This window comes from Wolbachia endosymbiont (group A) of Oxytorus armatus (assembly GCF_964027005.1).
Classification (GTDB): Bacteria; Pseudomonadota; Alphaproteobacteria; order Rickettsiales; family Anaplasmataceae; genus Wolbachia; species Wolbachia pipientis.
In genome coordinates this window covers 298471-320799 of the sequence record NZ_OZ034719.1, presented here as the reverse complement: position 1 = coordinate 320799, position 22329 = coordinate 298471, and the positions used below count along the sequence as shown (strand labels likewise).

Here is a 22329-nt window from a genome sequence, read left to right as displayed (position 1 = left end):
CTCGATTAGAAGATTGTATAATCTAACCGTCCCAAGCTTAAGTGCTTCTCCATTATAAGTTATAGTAGGATAATTACCATGATAAAGGCAAAAAGTAAACTAGAAATAGTGAATCCTGATACAGCAGGAATTGATATCGGCTCAGCTGTACATTATGTATGTGTACCTGAAGGAAGAGATGAACAACGTGTCAAAAAATTTGGATGCTTTACAGTTGATCTTCATAACTTAGCAGGGTGGTTAAAGAAATGTAAAGTTAGAACAGTAGCTATGGAATCAACAGGAGTATATTGGATTCCTTTGTTTCAAATACTTGAGTCATATGGATTTGAGGTAAAATTGGTAAATGCACGATATATTAAGAACGTGCCTGGTAGAAAATCCGACGTTCAAGACTGTCAATGGTTACAACAATTACACAGCTATGGATTACTCCATGGGTCGTTTAGACCTGATGATCAAATGTGTGTGTTGCGTAATTACGTTAGGCAACGTAGCAACCTGATTGAAAGTGCATCCACACATATTCTACGTATGCAAAAAGCGTTAATTCAAATGAACGTTCAATTACACAAAGTCATAAGTGATATTACTGGAGTGACCGGTATGCAAATTATCAAAGCAATAATTGAAGGTGAAAGGAATCCTGAAAAATTATCAGAATTGAGAGATGTACGGATAAGAAATGATAGATCTACCATGGCAAAAGCGCTAAAAGGCGACTACAGAAAGGAACTCTTATTTGTGTTAAAGCAAGAATTTGAATTGTATAATATTTATCAGGAAAAAATAGCAGAATGCGACAAAAGCATCGAACAATATTACAAAACATTTGAAACAAAATCTGACGAGAATAAGCGATGCAGCAAAATAAAGAATAGGTTTTCAAAAAACAGACCAGACTTTCCTTTACACGAAGAACTGTATAGAGTAACCGGTATTGATTTTACTAAAGTTCCTGGGCTTGATGTGCTAACTATACAAACAATTATCTCAGAAGTTGGTTTGAACCACGATAAATGGCCATCAGAGAAGCACTTTACTTCTTGGTTGGGGCTAAGTCCTGCTAATAAAGTTACAGGGGAAAAAGTATTTGGGACGAGAACTCGCAAAGTTATTGCTCGTGCTGCAAATGCTTTTAGGATGGCTGCCCAGTGTGTGTCAAGAAGCAACAGTGGGATTGGTGCATATTGCAGAAGGTTAAAAAAACGACTAGGAGCACCGAAAGCGATTACCGCTACGGCTAGGAAATTGGCGTGCATTTTTTATAGTATGCTAAAGTATGGACAGGAATATGTAGAGAAGGGCATTGATTACTATGAAAAGTTATATAAGGAAAAAATAGTGAAGACTCTAAGCAAGAAAGCTAGTGAATTTGGTTGTGTCTTGATTAAAAAAGAGCTACTAGCAGAAAGAGTTTCTTAGAAGTTATAACTCTATTGTCTATTTGTGGTTTTTTACTTTTAAACTTTCGTCTAAGCTTAGCTTGAATGCCATTTTTCTGCATAACATTTTGCACTGTTTTGATGTTATAATTTTTACCTAAAGCCTTTAATTCAGCGTGAATTTTAGGAGCTCCGTATCTGCATTGTGATGCTCGATATACCTTCTGAATATCTTGTATGAGCTCTTCTCTTATTGATTTTTTGTTGTTTTTTTCCTTAGTAATCCATTTATAATAACCACAAGCAGATACGTTCAAAAATCTGCATAATTCCCGTATTTTATAGCAGTTTTCATGTTCTTTTATAAAAGAATATTTTACTCTTTTTGGTTTGCAAAATATCCCAGGGCTTTTTTTAAAATGTCTCTTTCCCTCGTTACTCTTGCCAGCTCTTTTTTTAAATCAAACTTTTCTTTGTCACAATGAGATACTTTCCCTTTTCCTGGAAACGCATCTACTCCAGACATTCTATCATTGTATGTTTTTACCCATCTGCTTAATGAATCACCGCTAATACCCAAATCTCTTGCTATTTTTGCTGATGATTGACCTGTTTCTTTTACTAGTCTTATAGCTTCAATTTTGAATTCTGCTGTATATTCTTTTCTTTTTGTCATACCACACCTCTTTGAAAAAACGTTTTATTTTACTTCAAAAACGTCTTAACTTTCTGTCTACTTTTTCTGGGTAAGGTCAGTGTCATCCACATCTTGTTCAGGCTTACTTCTGCTTATGAGTGTCTTATCTAACCATTTGGACATATTCTTGTCTGGATTATGAAAATACATTTTCTCTATGTCCTTGTTTTCATCAACAAAAATTACTACAGTTGCATTCTGACTTAATGACCCTTCATTTAATCTATAACGTTCACTAACGAGCGATTCATGAGAGTTCTTTATATCTTGAATCAATCGAAGTTTTTCTTCTTCTACTAAAAGGTAACCTCTGTGTTGTATAGCATAATTGGTCCCTTTGTACTTAAATTGCAACATTCCTGTAATCTCTGTGTAGTCATCACCTTTTTGTTCTTCTTCTGGCTCTGGATTCGTGCGGTTTTCATTTACCTCTTCTTCAGACTTACTTCTGCTTATAAACCCCAGTTATGGATTAACCAACACAGTAAGGCTTAGAAATAGAAGGCTTTTTTGACTGCATGGAATATGAAATTAATGTAGAAAAAATATGTACCAGAAAATTTATTGGCGATCTGTGCCGTGTATGTTCAAGCTCAAATTTATTTTTTAAACAACCAAAGACTGTCTCAATAATCGACCTTTTTCTCAATAAAGCCTTCTCTTTTAGTGAGATTAGTGCGTTTTTCATGCCTTTTTTCACTTTAGTGACAAGCTTTAAACCTCTATCGAAGAGTTCCTCAAAGAGCTCCTTCTTGATATAGCCTTTATCTCCGAACAAAAGTCCTGTCAGTCTTTTAGTTATAGTTGGCACAGGTATCAACGTTACCTTTGGTTAGAGTAAGTGATTGAATTTCTCCAATTTCGTTAATCACCAAGTGCAATTTAAAGCCAAAAAACCAACCATACGTGCTCTTACCAATTTCTGCTAAACCATCAAAAACTTTGTTCCTAGAGATCCTTTTCTTGTGGCAAATGGCAATCGTAGAAGTGTCAATGTAGGAAGTACCTGTCATTTTCGCTTGTTCGCAGAACCATTGAAGAAGTAATGCTAAATACCGTAAAACTCTCGGCTTTAAGGCAATAAATCTGTGATATGAAGGCATCTTTGAAAATTCTGATCTATAGAGTAACTTAAGGTAACAAAGATAAAAAGCCTTGAAGTTTTTACATGGCGATTGGTGGTATAACAGGATTATGGTTAGCATTTCTGAGTGCGCTATTTCTGGTACTCTGGTTGGTTTTTTGCCATTTGATAAGAACTTATTTGCAAAATTTTCATCTACTACACGACAAAAATCCTCGACGCAGCAGTAAAGTTCTGTAATATCTTTCTTCATGGGTAACCTCTTAAATTATTGTTAAAATACTTGAGTTTACCCTATTTCCCTCTTTATTAATTCTACTTTTATCTGTTTTCTAATCCATAACTGGGGTTTATAAAGTGTACCTTTATATTTAAATTTAAACATCCATCCATGGCCTTCATATTCATCTACACCCATCTGCTTGCAAATAGCTTTATAATTTTTTTCTTCTACCTCTCGTCCAATGACATTCGCTATGAGTTCAGTATCCAGAATATTCAAAGTTTGGACTGTTGCCGATGGTGAAAAACGCAATTGAAATATGTGGCCTAGCTCATGACCTAGAACAAAATCCATGGCACTTTGCTTATATGTCAGAATATTCTGACAATCTGTTACTCCTCGTGTAATATATCCTGAACCACCATCTTCATCTAAGCCGAGAAGATTGTTATACTTTGTATAATCGCTTCTATTATTAAAAATGTGAACCGTTATATTGTAACTTGCATTACTATTTTTCAAGCAAAACTTTTCTTTAAATGCTTCATAGGCAGTTTTAATGTCTGTTTCTATTTGGTTTTGTTCCTGCTCAGATAAGTTGTCGTATTTTATAGTACAATTTATATACCCGTATTTAACGGTAAAGCTGTTAGACAAAACATCATGTATATTTGTGGAAAAATAATTGAACTGCTTTGACTCAGCTTCCTTATACAATTGATGCCCATATTTATCCCTAGAATACTTTGGTAGTTTAGGTACTTTGGCAATTAAGTTTTTGTTACTATCAAAAAAAGAAATATCAGAATTACCAATCCTAAAATCCTTTATAGATTGCCCGCAAGTGCCATCATTTGCACAATCATGATTATCTTTCTTATTAAACCATGCGTTGGTGTATTTTTCCATTTTGATACCTCACTACCAAACCTTACTATATTATTATCTTGGTAAAAATCATAATAATTCGTTAACTTGTATTTTAAATCTGTATCAAATGTGCTTTTCTCGTAAGGTATCAATTGTGAAGTAATTAACTTTATTTGTTTAAAATTTTGCTAAAATAGCTCTTTTTATACTATGTTTTATATAGCTAAACTGACTTAGATTTACTGACAATTTGAAAAACAAAAATTCGTCATTCCGCTACTATAGTATTTTCTAAAACGAATGATAAACGTCTAAAATGGTATTACCAACTAAAAGGTGTAAGTTTGTACATTGATGCATTAGAGGTCTGAGGCGACTTTTGATGGTGTGCCAACAATGCTCTATCGGATTTAGATCTTACTATTACCCACAAATATAAATGTTTGTTGCATAGCTCTTAATGGCATAACTTTTGCTTGAAATAACTGTTTATATGGTGCAATTTACAGCTTTTAGTTGCTAAAATTATAACTCTTAGTTTAATAATTTTAATCTAATAAGCTTTCAGGTTAATAAAATTAAATTATTTGAGTAAATACAATACTATGTTTTTATTTGTGGGTAATAGTAAGGCTTAAAGCAAAATGTAGTACGAACGGTAGGTGGATCTAAAAGATCGAATTACAATCCTGTATACAGCATTTTGCATTATTGTTTGATTATATTTATAGGTACAAAAATGGCTAGAATAATTTTCATGGGAGTAGATGTTTCCAAGGAAGCATTGGACATCTCAATTAATGGCAAGCATAAGCGCATAGCAAACGTGAGTGATGCTATATCTAAGTTTATAGAAACAAATATAGTCGATTTACCCATCAAGTTATGTGTAAGCTGGTGGCTATGAAAAGCTCATTATAAAATTGTTGCAAGATAACTGTCCATAAAGCTCACCCGAATCGGGTATATGCATTTGCCAAAGCTTGCAATCATTTTGCAAAAACTGACAAGTTAGATGCTAAATTACTGGAAAAATACGCTGAATTTGTCAGTAAAGACGGTGAAGTAAAAGGATGTATAATTTCACAAAAGCAAGAGGAATTAAAGGAGCTGGGGGCAGTTGAGCGTAATTTAAATGATGCAATTCATGCAAACAAGTGTCGCCTGCAAAGTGCGACGGGAAAAGCTAGAGAATACATAGAAAGACAGATAGGGTTTGCTGAAAAACAATTGAAAGAAATTAGGCAAGACATAGAAGACGCAATAGCTGAATTGAAAGGAAAAAATGAGCTTTTAATCAGCTATAAAGGTATTGGATCAAAGACGGCGAGCGTTCTACTGACAGAGGTGCCTGAGCTTGGTAGATTAGAGAATAGAGAAATTGCATGCTTAGTTGGAGTTGCACCTAAAACTAGTGAAAGTGGAAGAAAAGTTGGCAAAGCTCAAATCAAAGGAGGCAGGTTTTATGCAAGGAAAGCACTATACATGTCAGCTCTTGTTGCTATGCGCCACAACAGAAAAATGAAAGCGTTTTATCAGCGTTTGGTTGATTCTGGCAAAGCTGCTAAGGTTGCATTAGTTGCTGTCATGAGAAAAATTATCGTTTGTTTAAATGCCATGATAAAAAATAACAACTTTTATCTTGACTCTTAAGACGGTAGATGACAGACCATTGATTGTATGGGTTCCATCTGTTATATATAATCTTTTTGAATACGAAGAAAACTGATGAATGAGTATGATATTACGGTTATAGGTAGCGGTCCTGGTGGTTATATAGCGGCAATTAGGGCGGCACAGCTTGGGTTTAAAACTGCAATTGTGGAAAAAGAAAAAAATTTAGGCGGTATATGCTTAAATTGGGGATGTATACCAACAAAATCACTGCTTAGAGCATCTGAGGTTTATAGGCTAATAAAAAGATCAAAAGAGTTTGGTATAGAAGTAAAGGAAGCGAATTTTGATATACAATCAATAGTGAAATACTCAAGAAACGTTGTTGATAAATTGTCAAGCGGTGTTGCATATTTGATGAAAAAAAATAATATCAAAGTTCATCAAGGTTTTGGTAAACTTGCAGGCAATGGTACTATAAAAGTCGTTAGCGATAAGGAAGAACAAGAAATTGTTTCCAAGCATATCATTTTAGCAACAGGCGTGAGGGCACGGAATCTGCCTGGAATAGAGGCAGATGGAGATTTAATATGGAATGCGCAGCACGCTATGACTCCAGAGAGATTACCAAAATCGCTACTAATTATAGGGTCTGGTGCAATTGGAATAGAATTTGCAAGTTTTTATAGTACTTTGGGTGTTGATGTAACAATCATAGAGATAAAGAGCACTATTTTGCCGCTGGAGGATAAGGACATTTCAGATTTAGCACAAGAAATATTCACAAAACAGGGGATAGAAATATATACAAGCAGTAGCGTAAAAGCTCTTACTAAAAGTAAAGACTCTGCTCAAGTGCTACTAAGTAGTGGTGAGAGCAAAGAATTTGAGAGGGTGATTGTTGCGGTTGGAATTCAAGCAAATATTGAAAATATAGGTTTAGAAAATACAAAAATTAAATTAAGCCCTTCTGGCTTTATTGAAACGAATGAATGGTATGAAACTAGTGAATCAAATGTGTATGCAATAGGTGATGTAGCTGGCCCACCATGTTTAGCACATAAAGCGAGCCATGAAGCCGTGATCTGCATTGAAAAGATTGCTGGTAAAAATGCTCATGCGTTAAAAAAAGAATGCATACCAAATTGCACTTATTCTCATCCACAAATAGCGAGCATCGGCCTTACTGAGGAACAGGCAATAAAAGGTGGGTATGATATAAAAATAGGAAAATTTCACTCTAACTTTAATGGTAAGTCTGTTGCACTCAGTGAAACTGAAGGGTTAGTGAAAACGATTATAGATAAAAAAACCGGAGAAATTCTGGGTAGCCACATGATAGGTGCAGAAGTAACGGAGTTAATTAGCAATTTTGCTCTTGCAAAGCAACTAGAAGGAACAGACTTCGACATAAAATCTACGATTTTTCCTCATCCAACCATTTCAGAGATGATACATGAATCAGTGCTTGCTGCAGATGTTAAATAGTTGAACTAACGTTCCATCGTTTTAGAGTTGTCAATGTCTTGAGTAGTAGTTTGATTAGGCACTTTAGTTTCAATAGATTGATTACCACCAGCATCAGAATTCTGTAACTCTTCTTTCAATCCCTTAGCTGCTTCTTTAACTTCAAGCTTTGCCTTTGGATGAAGATCTTCTGGGCCTTTTCCTTTAGTATCCAAACCTTGTTGTAGATTAGTGCTTTTCATTTTATTATGCTGCTCGTGCTCAGGTAGGTCAATGACCGAATTGAAAAGAATTTTTATTATATTTTTTAGCAGTTCTAAAAAACCTCCGCTTCTGCCTTCTCTTTGTTCTTGAGGTTTATTTTTCTCATTAGGTTCTTTTTTACTATTACTTTTAGGCATTTTTAACTCAACTATCATAACGCTTAATAAAATTCTACGTGCAAATTGTTAAATAACAGTTAACAATCTAGGATTTATTATTTACAGATGGATATTATTTTAGCAACAGGTGGCACAGGTGGGCATATCTTTCCGGCCATAGCTTTAGCAAAAGCACTAAAGACACAAGGATACAATTGCATATTATTCACTGATAAAAAAACAAATAAAAATACCGACATAGAAAGCTACACCTTACCATTACGTAAACCAAGCAGCAACAAATTTAAGTTTTTCCTTTTCTTGATATACAGCTCTATGTTAGCACTGTATCAAGTAAGAAAATTAAAACCAAAATCGGTCATTGGTTTTGGTAGCTATGCTTCTTTTCCAACTCTTCTTGCAGCAAGAGTTCTTTCTATACCTATAATTTTACATGAACAAAACACAGTTTTAGGGAGAGTAAATAGATTCTTTTTCAAGAGTGCAAAATTAATTGCAACCAGCTTTCCGGAGACTAAATATGCAGAGGGCAATAAATGTATTTTTACAGGAAATTTTGTTGATATAAAAGCACAGAGCCATTCTAGCACTGAGAAAATCCTAAATATATTGGTCATAGCAGGCAGCCAAGGTGCAAATTTTTTTGATGATGTAGTAAGCAGCGTAATTTGTGATTTACCTATTAAAATGAAAAAGAAAATTAGAGTGACGCAGCAATGTACGAAGAAAAATGTAAACAAGGTCAAAAGTCTATACAAAAGTGAAAAGATCGATTGTGAATTGAGTGAATTTTTTGATGATATGGAGAATAGACTGGCCAATGCTCACTTGGTAATTAGCAGAGCAGGAGCAACTTCAATAGCAGAGATCACTCTTGCTAGGCGTTCTGCTATATATATTCCTTACCCTTACTCAAAAGATAATCACCAATTTTATAACGCAAAATATATTGAAGACTCGAGAGCAGCTATAATAGTTAAGCAGAATAGTGAAGCAAAAAAAAATCTAACAGAGGTACTATTTGATCTATTAAATAATTCTCAAAAATTGCGTGATATGACCAATAGTACAGAAAAAACAGGGATAAAGAATGGGACTACTGAGTTTGTTAAGGTGATTGTTCACAGGTTTAGTTGATGGCTGCTTGCTTTTTCTTCAAACACGTCCCAAAGATCCTTTTCTAGCGATATATTATACAATTTATTGATATAAACTACTCCCGTGGGTGAAGTTGTGTTAATTTCGAGCAGGAAGTCATCTATAATATCAATACCAACAAATATTAGCCCTCTTTTCTTTAATTCAGGACCAATTTTGTTACATATTTCATTGTTTCTATCGTTCATTTGAGCGGGCTCAAAACTTGCTCCAAGTCGCATGTTTGTTCTGATCTCTCCACTGATTTTTGGAATTCGTTTCATTACACCAATTGGTTGGCCATAAAGTAGCAATATTCTTTTATCTTTATCTATGTTTTTACAAAATGATTGTGCAATCACAGGGCATTCGTATTTTGCTATCATGAGATCCACTACTACTTGAATACTATTCTCATCTTGTATTCTTATCACATCGTTTCCTCCATAACTATACAATGGCTTCAGAATAATATCTTGATAGTTGTAGTAGAAATCTCTAATCATTGATATATTTTCAGTAATCAAAGTTGGCGGAATTAGCTCTGGAAATAATGAAGTTATCAATTTTTCAGGACAATTTCTTATTTCTGTTGGATTGTTAATTACCAATGCGCTGGTTTTTTCTAAGATATATGTTGTTGTAATATAACGCATATCAAAGGGTGGATCCTGTCTGATAAATATGATGTCCATTTCATTCAAGTTGATTGCTACATCCTCTTTAGAGATAAAACTAACATCATCAACGCTGACTTTCTGAGCCAGAGCAATTGGATGGTTTAGCTTTAGTGCTAAATTGTTAGGAGCATAGACAAAAACTTCGTGCTTCCTCCTTTGTGCTTCCTTTATTAGCACGAATGTAGTGTCAGTTTCAAAATTTATATTTTCATCCATCTGAAAGGCAACTTTCATTTATGTTCTCTACCTATTGTCACAATTGTACAAATGTTATAATTTGAAAGCGATTTTTGCCTAATGGCGTAACTTACTGTACCTATATCGTACATAACTTACAACTTGTTTTACTCCCTTTACTTTTCTTGCAATTGCTATTACAGCTTTTAATTCCGCTTTATTTTGGGCTATACCCATCAAATAAACAACTCTATCAACCGTATTAACGCTATAATTAATTGACTTAATATTTCTTTTTCCCAGGAGTCTTGTTCTTATTTCCGCTGTTATCATGCCATCTACAGTGGTGTCTAGCATGGAAGCCATTTGAATTGGTATTACTCTTATTTCATTTATCACTTCTTTAATTTCTTTTTGCTGCCAAGCTATTTTTTCTGCTGTAAGTTGTTTTTCAGGAGTGTCAACACTTCCAATGAGCAATACTCTTCCTTCACTTACTTTAACCTTTATGGATGAAAATAGCCCATGTTTTAAGAGCCCCTTATTAATTCTGATGACCATAGTCGTATCATCAATGATATTTCCCAAGGATTTGTCCTGCATTGTTATTGCTGTTGCTGTCGCTGTAGCCACCACACCACCTATTATAAGGGTTGTGCAACCACTTTGTGTAATCAAAAAAATTGCGAGTAAGAAGCTTGTTATTAATCTCATTATTGATTTTCAGGGTTTAGAGCTTTCATTAAGAAATGTTAATAAGCTTTTTTGATTGTGTAAATACCATAAATTAAGTAAGACTTTAAACCTTGAATATTTTTAATGGAATACCTATAATAGGGTACTGAAAATTTCTTGCGGATATGGCGGAATTGGTAGACGTGCCAGGTTTAGGTCCTGGTGAGCTTGCTCGTGGGGGTTCAAGTCCCTCTATCCGCACTTTAAAGTCATGTAACTTAGGTTTTAAGGGAAAATTTATAATCACTAAATACACTTTTGTTTGTGTAAAAACCTGTTCTTAAGGATTGTGTTTAACTTAAATTCTGGTAAAATGACTCTATTAAGATATGAATTAAAATGTTAATAAATGAATTATGATGTCTAATAATATACCTCAAAATACAGTCGAAGTAAGTAGCGTATATACCTACAAAGAGCTTAGTATAGATAAACTAAAGTATGAGTATGAAATCACAGTTGGTAGTGATTATATAAAACAAAAGGTAAATTCCAGGTTGCAAGAGATAGCAGAAAATGCAAAATCACCTGGATTTAGGGCTGGAAAGATGCCCTATGACCTTGTTGTTGCAAATTATAAAAACGAGGCTTTGGAATATGTGATAAATAATACAATTGATTATTGCTCAAGTGATTTGATGAAAAAAATTGAAGTCAAGTCTCACATTTATCCTAAGGTTGATGTTATATCATTACCAGATCTGGGCAAAGAAAATGAGGAGGGCAATTTTGTATACAAGCTATCTTTTGAGTCGATGCCTGAAGTACCGATGATAGATCTTGACAAAATAAACTTAAAGAAAATTGAAGCAAAGATTGAAGAGGAAGATATAAAAGAATTTATTGATTCTATCAAAACAAAGTTCCCCAATTTTGCCTCTGTTGATGATGCTTCTTATCAAGCGAAAGATGGGGATAAATTGATAATTGATTTTGAAGGGCGGATTAGGAATAAGCTCTTTCAAGGTGGAAGTAGCAAAGATTTTGCCGTTAATTTAGGGTCTGGCACATTTATTAATGGTTTTGAAGATCAATTAACTGGTATGAAAAAGGGAGAAACAAAGAACTTTAAGTTGAAATTTCCTGAAAATTACCAAGCCATTTCCCTTGCAGGACAGGAAGCTGATTTTTCTGTGCGAGTTAATGAGATTCAAATTGCCAAAGATTTTGAAAATGATGATGAAATAGCTAAGAGTATTGGGTTTAAAGATTATTCTTTGCTAATAAATCATGCAAAAAAAATGATTGGTGATCAGTGCACCGAAATGAGAAATCTCTTAATTAAAAAGGAGCTGTTTGATTATTTGGATGCTAATTATAGTTTTGATTTACCCACAGACATAGTAAAACAGGAGCAACAAAGAATGGAAGGAGAATTGGGTGCTCAAAATGATTCTCGTAAAGAAGCTGAAAAACGTGTAAAGCTTGCTATGTTATTTATGAAATTTAGTGCAGAACATAAAATATCATTAACTCAAAATGATGTTTTGAGTGTTATTGTAAATCAATATGTCAGTAAAGATGTGCAATTTGACAGAGTACTTAAGCATTTTGAATCAAATAAACAATTTCAAGAATTAGTTAGAGGGCAAGCGCTTGAGTATAAAGTGACAGATTATATAATAGAAAAAGTTAGTAAAGAAGAGCAGATTGTTTCTGTGAAAGAATTAAAGGAATTATTTGATAATATTTAATAGGAAAAGGTATGACTCTTATACCAATTGTAGTTGAACAAACTAGTCGCGGTGAGCGCGCTTATGACATATATTCAAGACTAGTGAAAGAAAGAATAATTTTTGTAACAGGTCCTATTGAAGACAATATGGCCAGTGTAATAGTAGCACAGCTTTTATTTTTAGAATCGGAAAATCCCGATAAAGACATTTGTATGTACATCAACTCACCAGGTGGTGTTGTAACTGCTGGTTTGTCGATCTACGATACAATGCAGTATATAAACCCAGACGTTTCAACTTTATGTATAGGTCAAGCTGCGTCTATGGGTTCTTTATTGCTTGCAGCTGGTACAAAAGGTAAGCGCTACTCTCTACCTCATTCAAGAATTATGATACATCAGCCATCTGGTGGTTATCATGGTCAAGCAACTGATATAGAAATACATGCTAATGAAATTTTGCGGGTTAAGAAAAAACTAAATCAAATTTATGAAAAACATACTGGAAATTCACTGAAGAAAATTGAAGGAATGATGGAAAGAGATAAATTCATGGATCCTGAAGAAGCAAGGAAAATTGGCTTAATTGACAGGGTGATAGCTGAGCGTACAGATATTGAAATTGAAAATATTAAAGTTAAACAAAAGGTGGGTTAATGGATAACAATAATGATTTACACTACTGTTCTTTTTGCAACAAGGCGCAAGATGAAGTAGATAAATTGATTACTAACTCTTCGGATGGTTTAAAGGTGTTTATTTGTAATGAGTGCATAGAATTATCCCATAAAGCAATAAGTCAAAAGAAAGATAGATCTTTTAATTCAGATCGTATATCTGATATGAAGCTATTACTAAAGAAACCTGAGGATATAAAAAACTTTCTCAGCAAGCATGTTGTAGGTCAAGAACACGCGCAACACGTTTTATCTGTAGCTATGTATAACCATTGTCAATCCATGGTACAATTTCATGCTATAAGTGATATTGAAATCGAGAAGTCAAATATAATGCTTATTGGTCCCACTGGTTCTGGTAAGACTTTGCTAGCCAAAACACTTGCTAAAGTTTCAGATGTGCCATTTGCTATGGCTGATGCGACAACTTTAACTGAGGCAGGTTATGTGGGTGATGATGTAGAAAGCGTGTTGTCGCGTTTATTACAAGCTGCAAATTATGACGTTGTAAAAGCACAGCGTGGTATAGTGTTTATAGATGAAATAGACAAGATTACAAGAAAATCTGAAAGCACTTCAATAACCCGTGACGTTTCAGGTGAAGGGGTCCAGCAAGCTCTGCTTAAGATTATGGAGGGTACAGTTGCTTATGTTCCGCCACAAGGAGGGCGAAAACACCCACAACAAGAGTTTATACAAGTGGATACTAGTAACATACTGTTTATTTGTGGAGGAGCTTTTGAAGGCCTCGATAAAATTATTGAAGCGAGAAAAAAGGGAACGTCAGTTGGCTTTGGAGCAGATATAAGTCAGTCTAAAGAGCAAAAGAAAAAGAATGCTTTACATGATGTTCAACCTGAAGATTTAATCAAATTCGGTTTAATACCCGAATTTGTAGGGCGGGTTCCAATAACTGCTGTTTTAGATGAGCTGGATCATGAAGATTTAATACATGTGTTGACAGAGCCAAGGAATGCACTAATAAAACAGTACAAAGCATTGCTTGCGTTTAGCAAAGTAAACCTTGAGTTTTCAGATGAAGCAATATCAGCTATTGCTAAAAAGGCTATAAGCTACAAAACAGGTGCAAGAATGTTACGTGCTATCTTGGAGTCACTTTTGCTTGACATTATGTATACATCTGGAAACGGAGGCTTTGAAGGTAGCACTATAGTAATCACTAAGAAAATGGTAGAATTAGGAAAAGCAACGGTTAATCATAATAACAATGGCAATGTTATAACGGTTAATGATTAATTTGAGGCATATATTATGAACATTGAACGTGCTGTAAGCTCTAGTTTTACTGCATTGCCAGTATTACCTTTAAGAGATGTAGTAATTTTTCCAAATATAATGGTGCCTTTATTCATAGGCAGAGAAAAATCTGTTAATGCACTAGAGTATGCAATAAGTAGTAGTAATCACCAAAATGAGATTTTTCTTGTAGCACAGAAAGATGGCTCTGTTGATAATCCAGAGCCTGAAGATCTTTATGAAGTAGGTGTGTTAGCAAGCATTGTACAACCGTTAATAAAATTACCTGACAATGCAGTAAAAGTTATAATCCGGGGGATAAGAAGGGGAAGAGTTGTAGAATATATTAGCTCTCATACTTTATTACAAGCCAGGGTAGAGTTAGACAATTATTATAAAGAAGATGAAGACAATATTGATTTAGAAGCTTTAAGGCGGTCTGTTGTAGACGCGTTCGATAGCTGGTGTAAGCTAAACAAGAAAAATCAACCCGAGGTTGCCATTAACTCCATTGATCAAATCAAAGAAGTTAATCAACTTGTAGACACGGTAGCTTCACATTTAAATATAAAAGTATCAGATAAACAAAGTATACTTGAGGCTTATGACCCAGAAGAGCGTTTAAAAAAAGCTTTTGCTTTTATTGAGAGAGAAATGAGTATTTTGAACGCACAAAACCGTTTATATAAGACAATTAAATCGCAAGTTGAAAGCACTCAGAAAGTTTACTACCTTAACGAGCAATTGAAAGCTATACAGAAAGAATTAGGCGAATTTGAGAATGGTGATGAAGGGAATATACTCAATGAATTTGAAAAAAAGATAAATGAAACAAAGCTTTCTCAGGAAGCAAGAGAGAAAGCTATAACTGATTTGAAGAGATACAAGAAAATGAATCCCATTTCTCCTGAAGCTACAGTTATATCTAGTTACTTGCATTGGTTGCTTGAGTTGCCATGGGGAAAGTACAAAGATGCAAAAATTAACTTAAATGCAGCTAAGAAAATCTTAGATGAAAATCATTATGGCATAGAGAAAGTAAAAGATAGAATAATAGAATTTTTAGCGGTATTAAAAAGAGTAAAAGAGATAAAAGGTCCTATACTTTGCTTAGTTGGACCGCCAGGTGTTGGTAAAACTTCTTTAGCTAAGTCTATGGCAAGAGCAGTAGGAAGAGATTTTGTTCGCATAGCTCTTGGTGGTGTGCGTGATGAGTCTGAGATACGAGGGCATAGGAAAACTTATATTGGCTCAATGCCTGGTAAAATCATTCAACACATGAAAAAAGCTAATTCATGCAACCCGCTTTTTCTGCTTGATGAAATAGATAAGATGGGTTCTGATTCGCGTGGCGATCCTGCATCTGCATTACTTGAGGTTTTAGATACTGAGCACAATAAACACTTTACGGATCATTACTTGGAAGTTGAGTTTGATCTTTCAAGTGTAATGTTTGTAGCTACGGCAAACAGCTTAAATTTACCACATCCTTTGCGTGATAGGATGGAAATTATACAATTGTCCGGGTATACTGAAGATGAAAAAATCAGTATTGCTACACACCACCTTATTCCGAAGTTAAAGAAGGAGCATGGTTTGTATCAGAAGGAATGGGACATAACTAATGAGGCGTTATACGAGTTGATACGTTTATATACACGTGAAAGTGGTGTGCGGAGTATGGAAAGGGAGCTTGCAAAGCTCATGAGAAAGGCAGTTAAAGAAATATTGACTGATAAAAATAAGAAAATATCCGTAGGGGTTGACAATTTACAAGATTATTTAGGGGTACGTAAATATACCTTTGGCATTGCGGAAAATGAGAGTTTAGTAGGAATAGTAACTGGGCTCGCCTATACTGAAACAGGTGGTGATATTTTGATGATAGAATCAGTCCTAATTCCGGGCAAGGGAGAAATAAAATACACAGGAAAGCTTGGAGAGGTTATGCAAGAATCTATAAAAGCTGCGTATAGTTATATTCGATCAAATTGTTTGTTTTTTGGTATAAAGCCCGAAAAATTCCAAAATAATGATATACATTTACATGTACCTGAGGGTGCAGTACCAAAAGATGGCCCTTCTGCTGGCGGCGCGGTATGTACGTCTATTGTTTCTCTTATGACGAATATACCAGTTAACAAAAATGTTGCTATGACAGGCGAAGTGACATTGCGTGGTAGAGTTTTAGCTATTGGGGGCTTAAGAGAAAAATTGCTTGCAGCGCTCAGAGGATCAATCAAAACTGTGATTATACCAAGTGAAAATGAGAAAGATATGCAAGAGATTCCGGCAAGCATCAAAGAGGGGATCAACGTAGTTTTTGCTAAGAATATTGATGAAGTTATGAAAGTTGCTTTAATGCACCCTACTACTCCAATTGATGGTGATGATAATCAAAATAGTGTGCCTTCCTCTATAGAAAGTAAAGATGATACTTTTCCTATGTCGGAAACATTGAAGCATTAGATTAAAAAAATATTATCAATCTCCATTTCTCTTTTATCCGGCAAAAATCCACCAACTTGTGCATCCCATAAGGATATGACTTGCTTTGTTGTTATGTCATTCATATTTTTTACTTATTCTATCTCCCAGTTTAATTCAAGTAGATGATATATTATAATAGTCCTTTTCATGGAAACCTTTTCTGGTAGATTGCTTTCTAGAAAAACCTTGGTCAAGGTGCTAACTGTGGTTTATAATAATATAAATCATATCATAGTTGATTTGCGTTTATCAGAGCTGGAGTAGAGGTATGTTTTATCTTACAAATTTTTTGCCTATTTTACTGTTCCTATTTCTTTTTGTAGGAAGTGGTATATATTTTACTATTCTTGGCGTGTCAAATGCTTTTTATCAGTTATCTCCACTGGTAGCCATTGTTCCTGCCATAGCTCTGGGTTGGGTTTTATACAAGGGCAATACTGAAGAAAAAATGTATGCCTTTCTAGATGGGGTAAGAGATCGTAATATTATCACTATGTGTATCATTTTCTTACTTGCAGGTGCATTCAGTGAAGTAACTAAAGCAATCGGTAGTGCTGATGCCACAGTTAATTTGGCTCTTTCATTTATACCAACACAATTTTTACTCATAGGATTATTTTTTGTAGCAGCTTTCATCTCCACTGCTATTGGTACATCAATGGGCACCATTGCAACAATTGCTCCTATTGCAGTTGAACTGACACAAGCTGGGATTTCTCCTTCCTTAGGAGTTGCAACCGTTGTAGGAGGAGCAATGTTTGGCGACAATTTATCTATTATCTCTGATACTACAATTGCATCTGTGATGTCTCAAAAGGCTGATATAAAGAAAAAATTAAAACTGAATGCAAAAGTGGCACTAATTGCTTCTATATTCACAATAATTATATTATTTTATAGCTCAAGCAATAGTGCTGCTATTTCAGTTAAGGAGTATTCTTTATTGCTTGTGACTCCTTACATAATACTTATATTGCTTGCAAACTTTGGAATAAATGTATTTACGGCATTGGTTTTAAGCATAACTTTTGCTGGAATCATTGGATTTATAAATAACAACAATCATGGTTTATTGTTTTTAAGCCAAAACATCACTAAGGGGTTTATGAGTATGCATGAAATTATGCTACTGTCATTGATGGTTGGCGGGCTTTCAGGACTGGTAGGTAAAAATTCTAAGGAGTTTGCAGATAAACTTTCATCTTGGGTTATGATACAACGTGGTGGACAAAAAACAGCGCAGTTATTTATTGCAAAAATAGTCAGTATATTTGATATTTTACTTGCAAATAATACCATCGCTATAATTTTTAGCGGTGAAATTGCTAGAGATATTGCTAAGAAATATGAAATACCGCCTCACTATAGTGCAGCATGGCTAGGCATATTTTCTTGTGTATTTCAAGGATTAATACCGTATGGCGCTCAATTGCTTTTGGCTAGCACTATTGCTGGAGTTTCACCTTTGGCAGTCGTGCCACACGTATACTATTGCTATGTTTTAGGTATTATTGCAGTGTTATATATTGTATTGAACAAAATTGAGAAAAAAGATTGTGCTTAATATACAAGACAACGCTCCGCTCTGTAGAAAATGGATGTTCTTGGCAGTATGTGCTCTTGCTTGCTCTGGGTTACTGTCAATAATTGTTATTTTTCTACGATTGCCTTTTATCTCCTCTCTTGTTCCTTCTGCACAATATATTTTTGATAATGCGCTGGTAATACACGTGAACTTGTCAATTTTAGTGTGGATGTGCTCTATAATATCTCTGCTCTTTATCATAAACCTACAAAATACCAATAGTTGGTTTAACTTTTCATGGGTTCTATCAACCCTTTCGATGCTGCTCATGTTTATATCCGCATTCGTTCCAAACACTGAAGTTATCAAAAGTAACTATATTCCCGTATTACAAAACAAATTATTTTTACTTGGACTCAGTTTATTTATTGCCAGTATATTAGTAAATACAATGCTAGCATACACATCAAAAAAAGAGGTTTCATTTCTCTCTGTTGGGCAAATTGGGCTAGTTATTATACTTGTATCGTCATTTCTTTGCTTTGTTTTAGCATATAATAATATGCCTCCAGGTCTATATCACTCAGATAATAATTTATTTTACGAATATCTCTTTTGGGGAGGCGGACATTTATTGCAGTTTGCTTTTACTCAAGGAATGTTTTTAGTCTATTTAATAATGCTAAGTTCCAATGATATTAGTTTAGCTTCAAACAATAAAATTACTATTTTACCACTATTTATAAACACGATTTTAGCTGTAGGCGCACCGTTTGTATATTTTGTTTATCCAGTTGATAGTGCCAAGTTAATACAGTTTTTTACTTGGCATATGAGGATTGCTGGAGCAGTTTTGCCGTGCTTTTTGATAATATTAGTGTGCTACAACATCAGAACTTTTATTAATGATAAAAGCAACTATTTATTACATTCATTTTTGTTGTTCACTTATGGAGATGTGCTCGGAGTGTTGACTATTGAAGGTAATGTCACGATTCCTTCTCATTATCACGGTTCTGTAGTTGGGATCACTATAGCTTTTATGAATTTCATTTATTGGCTGTTACCCAAATTAAACTTTGAAGAGGTAAAAAACTCCATGGTAAGATTACAGATTTATGCCTACAGTGTAGGGCATTTTCTCCATATTACTGGCCTTGTGTGGCTTGGTGGATATGGTGCTTTAAGGAAGGTTGCAGATCTGCCAAGCATTTCGTCAATGTTAGCACGCACGTGCTTCATTATAGGTGGCGCTATATCAGTTGTTGGTGGAATGTTGTTCGTAATAATTGTGCTTTTACATCTGTTAAAAGGCAAAGCGCGTACCAACTGACCCATAGAAACGAAAAAACTTCCTTGACAAACTCCGCCAGCGCCCTTATCATGATACTGAAGGTATTCAGTTATCTTCATCTGTGCAGATTAAACAGCAAGAAAACAACGTAGTTGGCGTCTTATTTTTAATTTTTTGCACTATGTGCACCTTATGTCTTCACAACATTTTTAGGTTTTTACCTATAAAAGCTGAAACGCGCTTATAAGTCGTTTAAGAAAGTATAGTACGCCAATTTGCAGGATTAGAGAGTGAACACTAATTACCACGGGGTTTCTTTTGCCTTTTTTTCTGCTTAGTAAATTTCTTAAACATTTTAGCTAAAGTTAGTTGCACTTAAAAGCAGCTAAATTGCAGCGTTTAAGACTTAAAAAACGCCAAATACTGAAAATAGACAATGACTAGGGTTTCTTTTGCCTTTTTTTTGTTTAGTAAATTTCTTAATGTTTATAGCTAAACGACAACCGTCATCCCGCTGCTTGTTAGCTGATGAGATACCGCGGCGGTATGACGTAGGACTGCTGTCATTCCAGTGCTCCTTTTTTTGTCATCCGAGTAGCTGACACTGTCCTCCTTTGTCATCCCAGTGCCCAGACACTGGGATCCAGCATTTCACGCAATCCCATCAAGAACGTTGTATTTTACATAACACTTTTATGCTTACCAACTTAATAAAATTCCTGGATCCCAGTGTCAGCTACTCGGATGACAAAAAAAGGAGCACTGGGATGACAGGAGAGGGAGGCTACTTGGATGACATCATAGGGGCACTGGGATGACACCATTCTTTTTCCTGGATCCAAATAGTCAAGGCACTGGAATGACAAAAAAAGGAGGCACTGGGATGACACCATTCTTTTTCCTGGATCCAAATAGTCAAGGCACTGGAATGACAAAAAAAGGAGGCACTGGAACGACAAAGTGGAGTGTCTGCTTCTGTCATCCTATGATAGCTAAAAAGACCTGGTCACGCGCTGGAATGACACCGAAGGGGCTACTGCCCTCTTGGATGGAGACCATTGTCAGCTACTTAGATGATACCTTTTTTCTACTTAGTTTAGGTTATGCAGAAGTCTAATACAATTATAGAACAAGCTTAAAAATTCTGGTAAAGTAGTTTTATTTACAAAGAAAGAATATGCTACTTGAAATTGAAAAGCGCAGCATAACAAATGCATTGTGGAAGTTGCAAGAAGCAGATCAAAGGCAAATCTTAACTCTTACACAGAGATTTGAGTTACCAGAAATATTAGCAAGAATATTGGTTACTCGTGGTGTTAACATAGAAAATGCAAGCGACTTCTTATATCCACTAATCAGATCGCTATTACCAGATCCCTTTCACCTTCTTGATATGGATAAAGCTGTTTCTCGTATAATACGGGCAATAAAAAATGATGAAAACCTTGCAATATTTGGTGACTATGATGTTGATGGTGCAACGTCGTCAGCATTGATTAACAGATACCTGAGAGCAATCGATATACACTCTATAATCTACATTCCAGATCGTGTTGATGAGGGTTATGGATTAAACACAGATGCTTTATTACAACTTAAAAAGAATGGAATTGATTTATGTATTTCCGTTGATTGTGGTACGCTTGCATATCAACTAATAGAAGATGCAAAGGCTTTTGGTCTTGATATTATAGTTGTTGACCATCACCTTGGTACGGAAAAATTACCAAGCGCCGTAGCAGTTGTGAATCCAAACCGCCTTGATGAGAGCTCTCCTTATAATAACCTAGCAGCAGTTGGAGTGTCATTTCTGCTAATTGTTGCTCTTAATAAAAGCCTACGTGAGCAAGGATTTTTTACCAACAAAAAAGAACCAGATTTATTTGATCTGTTGGATTTGGTTGCCCTGGGAACTGTCTGTGATGTTATGCAGATCACAGGCCTCAATAGAGCACTTGTCTCACAAGGATTAAAAGTTATGTCAACAAGAAAAAACGTTGGCTTGCGTGTTTTATTTGATGCTTTGGGAATCCTTGAAAAACCAAGTGTTTCTCGATTAGGGTTTAGTATTGGGCCATGCATAAATGCTGGAGGAAGAATTGGAGAAGCATCGCTTGGTGCAAGGTTGCTTTCCACCGATGATGATGAAGAGGCACATTCAATCGCGCTAAAATTAATAGATTTGAATAATGCAAGAAAAGTGTTAGAAAATGAGGCTCTCTTGGAAGCTACAGCACAAGCGGAAAAGTCTGCCCAATCAGGTGCGAATTTTATAATGATAAGTGGCAATTGGCACCAGGGAATAATTGGTATAATTGCATCAAGGCTAAAGGAGCAGTTTCACTTGCCAACAGTAGTGATATCTTTAAATAATGGAATAGGAAAAGCAAGCTGTAGATCAATTTTGGGAGTTGATATCGGTGCTGCAGTCCTTTCCGCAAAGTTTATAAATTTGATTATTGAAGGTGGTGGCCATAGTATGGCAGCAGGATTTTCAATTAAAGAAGACAAAATAAATGATTTGCATGATTTTTTTACTGAAAGATTTTCAAACTCTATAAATGAGAAAACTTTAAAAGCTGATAGTATAGTAACTGCTAAAGCAATAAATTTGTCTTTATGGAATCAATTGCAACGCTTGGGACCATTTGGAGTTGGAAATCCTGAACCAAGGTTTATTATCCAAGGAGCAAAGATAAGAAAGCCTGAAGTTATAGGAGTTGACCATATAAAATGTTTTATTGCTGATGATAATGTTATGGTAAGAGCTATTGCATTTCGTTCTGCAAATACTCATCTTGGCTCTGCTATCATGCAGGGTAATGTTAAAGCTATTTTGGGTAAAATCTCTATGAATTACTGGAATGGCAATGAATTTGTACAATTTTTAATAGAAGATGTATTGACCATTAGTTGAGTGTATCTGTTCAGCAGAGTGGCAAAATAGGTAGACAAGATA

General features: G+C 35.0%; 21 protein-coding genes, 1 tRNA gene and 1 pseudogene. 15 read left to right on the top strand and 8 right to left on the bottom strand.

The annotated features are described in order from the left end of the window. The first annotated feature begins 78 nt into the window (after window positions 1-78). Window positions 79-1425, top strand: coding sequence for an IS110 family transposase (locus AAGD79_RS01585; RefSeq protein ID WP_341811129.1), 1347 nt, complete (start codon window positions 79-81; stop codon window positions 1423-1425). On the opposite strand, the gene AAGD79_RS01580 is transcribed toward AAGD79_RS01585, so the two are convergent. From AAGD79_RS01580 to AAGD79_RS01560, 5 genes and pseudogenes are all read right to left on the bottom strand, one after another. After that, window positions 1391-1702 (bottom strand): IS3 family transposase, encoded by a 312-nt coding sequence (locus AAGD79_RS01580; protein WP_341811213.1) that lies wholly within the window; start codon window positions 1700-1702, stop codon window positions 1391-1393. The genes AAGD79_RS01585 and AAGD79_RS01580 overlap by 35 nt on opposite strands. Window positions 1703-1761: 59 nt before the next feature. After that, a complete protein-coding gene (locus tag AAGD79_RS01575; protein ID WP_341811212.1) occupies window positions 1762-2061 on the bottom strand; it encodes a transposase in 300 nt (99 codons plus the stop codon). 57 nt (window positions 2062-2118) lie between these two features. Further along, a complete protein-coding gene (locus AAGD79_RS01570; RefSeq protein WP_341811485.1) occupies window positions 2119-2439 on the bottom strand; it encodes a hypothetical protein in 321 nt (106 codons plus the stop codon). Window positions 2440-2554: 115 nt separating this feature from the next. Next, a pseudogene (locus tag AAGD79_RS01565) lies at window positions 2555-3419 on the bottom strand (IS982 family transposase). A 36-nt stretch (window positions 3420-3455) separates the two neighbouring features. Next, window positions 3456-4298: a hypothetical protein gene (locus tag AAGD79_RS01560; RefSeq protein WP_341811484.1), complete on the bottom strand. Its 843-nt coding sequence runs from the start codon at window positions 4296-4298 to the stop codon at window positions 3456-3458. Window positions 4299-4998: 700 nt separating this feature from the next. Here AAGD79_RS01560 and AAGD79_RS01555 point away from each other — a divergent pair. From AAGD79_RS01555 to lpdA, 3 genes are all read left to right on the top strand, one after another. Next, window positions 4999-5166 carry a hypothetical protein gene (locus AAGD79_RS01555; RefSeq protein WP_155968863.1) on the top strand — a complete coding sequence of 56 codons (168 nt, stop codon included), beginning with the start codon at window positions 4999-5001 and terminating at the stop codon, window positions 5164-5166. Window positions 5167-5489: 323 nt separating this feature from the next. Then, window positions 5490-5912, top strand: coding sequence for an IS110 family transposase (locus AAGD79_RS01550; RefSeq protein ID WP_049973639.1), 423 nt, complete (start codon window positions 5490-5492; stop codon window positions 5910-5912). Between the two features lie 75 nt (window positions 5913-5987). Then, entirely contained in the window at window positions 5988-7361 is a 1374-nt protein-coding gene (gene lpdA / locus AAGD79_RS01545; RefSeq protein ID WP_341811483.1) for a dihydrolipoyl dehydrogenase, read from the top strand. Between the two features lie 5 nt (window positions 7362-7366). Here the strand turns inward: lpdA and AAGD79_RS01540 are convergent, their stop codons facing one another. Beyond that, the gene (locus AAGD79_RS01540; protein WP_265043996.1) at window positions 7367-7759 is read right to left on the bottom strand and encodes a hypothetical protein; all 393 of its coding nucleotides are present in this window, start codon (window positions 7757-7759) and stop codon (window positions 7367-7369) included. 69 nt (window positions 7760-7828) lie between these two features. Here AAGD79_RS01540 and murG point away from each other — a divergent pair, with 69 nt between their 5' ends. Beyond that, window positions 7829-8860, top strand: coding sequence for an undecaprenyldiphospho-muramoylpentapeptide beta-N-acetylglucosaminyltransferase (murG, locus tag AAGD79_RS01535; RefSeq protein WP_265043994.1), 1032 nt, complete (start codon window positions 7829-7831; stop codon window positions 8858-8860). Here murG and gshB read toward each other — a convergent pair. Together gshB and AAGD79_RS01525 are read right to left on the bottom strand one after the other, a co-directional pair. Next, window positions 8845-9774: a glutathione synthase gene (gshB, locus tag AAGD79_RS01530; protein ID WP_341811482.1), complete on the bottom strand. Its 930-nt coding sequence runs from the start codon at window positions 9772-9774 to the stop codon at window positions 8845-8847. The genes murG and gshB overlap by 16 nt on opposite strands. A gap of 60 nt (window positions 9775-9834) precedes the next feature. Continuing rightward, window positions 9835-10431 (bottom strand): BON domain-containing protein, encoded by a 597-nt coding sequence (locus AAGD79_RS01525; RefSeq protein WP_006279461.1) that lies wholly within the window; start codon window positions 10429-10431, stop codon window positions 9835-9837. A 140-nt stretch (window positions 10432-10571) separates the two neighbouring features. On the opposite strand from AAGD79_RS01525, the gene AAGD79_RS01520 reads away from it, so the two are divergent. From AAGD79_RS01520 to recJ, 10 genes are all read left to right on the top strand, one after another. After that, window positions 10572-10653: transfer RNA gene (locus AAGD79_RS01520), tRNA-Leu, on the top strand. Between the two features lie 158 nt (window positions 10654-10811). Further along, entirely contained in the window at window positions 10812-12146 is a 1335-nt protein-coding gene (tig, locus tag AAGD79_RS01515) for a trigger factor (RefSeq protein WP_155968869.1), read from the top strand. Window positions 12147-12157: 11 nt separating this feature from the next. Next, window positions 12158-12784, top strand: a complete 627-nt coding sequence (gene clpP, locus AAGD79_RS01510) for an ATP-dependent Clp endopeptidase proteolytic subunit ClpP (protein ID WP_006280254.1) — start codon at window positions 12158-12160, stop codon at window positions 12782-12784. Then, on the top strand, window positions 12784-14061 hold the full coding sequence (gene clpX / locus AAGD79_RS01505) for an ATP-dependent Clp protease ATP-binding subunit ClpX (protein ID WP_006279985.1): 1278 nt from the start codon (window positions 12784-12786) through the stop codon (window positions 14059-14061). The genes clpP and clpX overlap by 1 nt, the downstream gene beginning before the upstream one ends. 15 nt (window positions 14062-14076) lie before the next feature. After that, the gene (gene lon, locus AAGD79_RS01500; protein WP_341811481.1) at window positions 14077-16530 is read left to right on the top strand and encodes an endopeptidase La; all 2454 of its coding nucleotides are present in this window, start codon (window positions 14077-14079) and stop codon (window positions 16528-16530) included. 289 nt (window positions 16531-16819) lie between these two features. Then, window positions 16820-18115: a Na+/H+ antiporter NhaC family protein gene (locus AAGD79_RS01495; protein ID WP_253303194.1), complete on the top strand. Its 1296-nt coding sequence runs from the start codon at window positions 16820-16822 to the stop codon at window positions 18113-18115. A 34-nt stretch (window positions 18116-18149) separates the two neighbouring features. Further along, a complete protein-coding gene (locus AAGD79_RS01490) occupies window positions 18150-19409 on the top strand; it encodes a cbb3-type cytochrome c oxidase subunit I (protein WP_341811631.1) in 1260 nt (419 codons plus the stop codon). Window positions 19410-20065: 656 nt separating this feature from the next. Then, complete coding sequence (locus tag AAGD79_RS01485; protein ID WP_264374369.1) at window positions 20066-20188, top strand: hypothetical protein; 123 nt, start codon at window positions 20066-20068, stop codon at window positions 20186-20188. Then, window positions 20185-20487: a hypothetical protein gene (locus tag AAGD79_RS01480; RefSeq protein WP_341811480.1), complete on the top strand. Its 303-nt coding sequence runs from the start codon at window positions 20185-20187 to the stop codon at window positions 20485-20487. Before AAGD79_RS01485 ends, AAGD79_RS01480 begins: the two co-directional genes overlap by 4 nt. Window positions 20488-20547: 60 nt before the next feature. Beyond that, the gene (recJ, locus tag AAGD79_RS01475; protein ID WP_341811479.1) at window positions 20548-22287 is read left to right on the top strand and encodes a single-stranded-DNA-specific exonuclease RecJ; all 1740 of its coding nucleotides are present in this window, start codon (window positions 20548-20550) and stop codon (window positions 22285-22287) included. Window positions 22288-22329 lie beyond the last annotated feature (42 nt).

What these genes read in the sequence shown, in the direction of transcription:
- gshB (WP_341811482.1), bottom strand. Translation starts at nt 9,774, where the DNA reads ATGAAAGTTGCCTTTCAGATGGATGAAAATATAAATTTTGAAACTGAC.
- tig (WP_155968869.1), top strand. Translation starts at nt 10,812, where the DNA reads ATGTCTAATAATATACCTCAAAATACAGTCGAAGTAAGTAGCGTATAT.
- murG (WP_265043994.1), top strand. Translation starts at nt 7,829, where the DNA reads ATGGATATTATTTTAGCAACAGGTGGCACAGGTGGGCATATCTTTCCG.
- clpP (WP_006280254.1), top strand. Translation starts at nt 12,158, where the DNA reads ATGACTCTTATACCAATTGTAGTTGAACAAACTAGTCGCGGTGAGCGC.
- lon (WP_341811481.1), top strand. Translation starts at nt 14,077, where the DNA reads ATGAACATTGAACGTGCTGTAAGCTCTAGTTTTACTGCATTGCCAGTA.
- AAGD79_RS01575 (WP_341811212.1), bottom strand. Translation starts at nt 2,061, where the DNA reads ATGACAAAAAGAAAAGAATATACAGCAGAATTCAAAATTGAAGCTATA.
- AAGD79_RS01540 (WP_265043996.1), bottom strand. Translation starts at nt 7,759, where the DNA reads ATGATAGTTGAGTTAAAAATGCCTAAAAGTAATAGTAAAAAAGAACCT.
- recJ (WP_341811479.1), top strand. Translation starts at nt 20,548, where the DNA reads ATGCTACTTGAAATTGAAAAGCGCAGCATAACAAATGCATTGTGGAAG.
- AAGD79_RS01485 (WP_264374369.1), top strand. Translation starts at nt 20,066, where the DNA reads ATGCTTACCAACTTAATAAAATTCCTGGATCCCAGTGTCAGCTACTCG.
- clpX (WP_006279985.1), top strand. Translation starts at nt 12,784, where the DNA reads ATGGATAACAATAATGATTTACACTACTGTTCTTTTTGCAACAAGGCG.
- AAGD79_RS01560 (WP_341811484.1), bottom strand. Translation starts at nt 4,298, where the DNA reads ATGGAAAAATACACCAACGCATGGTTTAATAAGAAAGATAATCATGAT.
- AAGD79_RS01495 (WP_253303194.1), top strand. Translation starts at nt 16,820, where the DNA reads ATGTTTTATCTTACAAATTTTTTGCCTATTTTACTGTTCCTATTTCTT.
- AAGD79_RS01525 (WP_006279461.1), bottom strand. Translation starts at nt 10,431, where the DNA reads ATGAGATTAATAACAAGCTTCTTACTCGCAATTTTTTTGATTACACAA.
- AAGD79_RS01490 (WP_341811631.1), top strand. Translation starts at nt 18,150, where the DNA reads ATGTTCTTGGCAGTATGTGCTCTTGCTTGCTCTGGGTTACTGTCAATA.
- AAGD79_RS01555 (WP_155968863.1), top strand. Translation starts at nt 4,999, where the DNA reads ATGGCTAGAATAATTTTCATGGGAGTAGATGTTTCCAAGGAAGCATTG.
- AAGD79_RS01570 (WP_341811485.1), bottom strand. Translation starts at nt 2,439, where the DNA reads ATGTTGCAATTTAAGTACAAAGGGACCAATTATGCTATACAACACAGA.
- lpdA (WP_341811483.1), top strand. Translation starts at nt 5,988, where the DNA reads ATGAATGAGTATGATATTACGGTTATAGGTAGCGGTCCTGGTGGTTAT.
- AAGD79_RS01585 (WP_341811129.1), top strand. Translation starts at nt 79, where the DNA reads ATGATAAAGGCAAAAAGTAAACTAGAAATAGTGAATCCTGATACAGCA.
- AAGD79_RS01480 (WP_341811480.1), top strand. Translation starts at nt 20,185, where the DNA reads ATGACACCATTCTTTTTCCTGGATCCAAATAGTCAAGGCACTGGAATG.